Annotated in this window: 2 protein-coding genes; both read right to left on the minus strand. The window is 63.1% G+C overall.

Annotated features, from left to right (window positions below; translation table 11 throughout):
- Positions 1-102 precede the first annotated feature (102 nt).
- Positions 103-918 carry a LytTR family DNA-binding domain-containing protein gene (locus tag Q0341_RS14025; protein ID WP_299514559.1) on the minus strand — a complete coding sequence of 272 codons (816 nt, stop codon included), beginning with the start codon at positions 916-918 and terminating at the stop codon, positions 103-105.
- Positions 915-1,595: histidine kinase (locus Q0341_RS14030; protein WP_299514561.1), on the minus strand; the 681-nt coding region annotated here is incomplete at its 5' end. The genes Q0341_RS14025 and Q0341_RS14030, both read right to left, overlap by 4 nt.

The following is a 1,595-nucleotide window of genomic DNA, read 5'->3' on the forward strand; positions in this document are numbered from 1 at the left end:
GAATAGATACTTGAATGGATAAAATTCATATTATTCAACGGTTTTAATGGGGTAAAGGTATTTTTGTGAATAAATAAAAAGATCCTGAGATACAGCGTCAGTTCACATGGCCTTGAACAAATGCGCGTAAAGGCGGCTCACGGCCAGCCGTGTTGGCAGGCCTTTGAGGCGCAAACCCAAACGCCCTGATTCGTCGCGGGTGACCGATTCGATGGCGGTGGCGCGCACCACAGAGCCCCGGTGGATTTGCCAGAACACTTGTGCATCGAGCCGCTGCATGAGTTCTTTGAGCGGGGTGCGCAGCAGCACTTCTGCGCCGTCGGTGGTGAACACGCGCACGTATTTGTCGGCCGCTTCCAAGTGCAGCACGTCGGCCACAGGCACCATGCGCAGCTGGTTGCCCACGCTGGCTTGCAGCAGTTGCAAGGGAGCGTCGGGTTTGGCGGCTTCGGTGGACGCGCTCAGCAAGGCGCGCAGCTGCTGGAGCACCGGGTCCAGTTGTTCGCTGGTTTGGGGACCGGGCTGGCGCTGGCGCAGGCCGTTTTGCAGCCGCGCCACGGTTTGGGCCAGCCGGTCGGCGCGCACGGGCTTGAGCACGTAGTCCACGGCCTGCGCCTCAAAGGCCTGGATGGCGTATTGGTCGTAAGCCGATACAAACACCAGCAGCGGAAAGGGCTTGCCGCTGGGCCATTCTTCGGCCAGCTCGGCAGCGGCTTCGAGCCCGCTTTGGCCGGGCATGCGGATGTCGAAAAACAGCACATCGGGACGGTGTTGCAGCGCCAGCTGCACGGCGCTCAGGCCGTCGCCTGCGGTGGCCACGATGTGCATGTCGGGCCACAAGGCGCGCAGTTCATTCGCCAGGGTTTGGGCCAGCAGCGGCTCGTCTTCGGCGATCAGGGCGGTGGCGGGGGTGTTCATGTGGTGGTTTTGTCTAAAGGCAATGTCAGCACCACGCATGTGCCCCCCGTGGCCACGGGGCTGATGTGCATGCCGGCGCGTTCGCCATACAGCGTGTGCAGGCGCTGGCGCACATGGGTCAGGCCCCAGGATGCGCGGGGTCGTTCGGTGTCGGACGTCAAAGGGCGGGCCGATTCGGCCAGCGCCAGTTCGCTGATGCCCAAGCCGTTGTCGCGCACCGTCAGCAGCAGCTGCTGGCCTTCGGCTTGGGCTTGCACTTCGATGCGGCCGCCGCTGACCTGGGGCTCCAGCCCGTGGCGGATGGCGTTTTCGACCAGCGGCTGCAGGATGAAGCGCGGCACGGGTGCGGTTTCGAGTGTGGGCGGCAAGTCCAGCTCAAACACCATGCGTGGCCCCATGCGGATGGCCATCAGGCTCAAGTAGTCGCCCAGTCGAGAGAACTCGTCGCCCAGCGGGTGCAGTGCTTGGTGCATCGGCAGTCGCGTGGCCTGCAGCGTGGTGCGCAAATAGTCGTTCAGGTGGTCCAGCATGGCGTGGGCGCGTGCGGTGTCTTGCCCAATCAATGCACGCAAATGCGCCAGCGTGTTGAACAGCATGTGCGGCTCCAGCTGCGACTGCAGCAGCATGAGCTGCGCCTGTGTCACCTCGTTGGCCAGCGATTCGGCTTTGCCGCGTTG

It is taken from the genome of uncultured Limnohabitans sp. (assembly GCF_937889215.1).
Lineage (GTDB): Bacteria > Pseudomonadota > Gammaproteobacteria > Burkholderiales > Burkholderiaceae_C > Limnohabitans_A.

Excerpts from the sequence above, each read along its gene's own strand:
- Q0341_RS14025 (WP_299514559.1), bottom strand. The coding sequence starts at position 918 with ATGAACACCCCCGCCACCGCCCTGATCGCCGAAGACGAGCCGCTGCTG.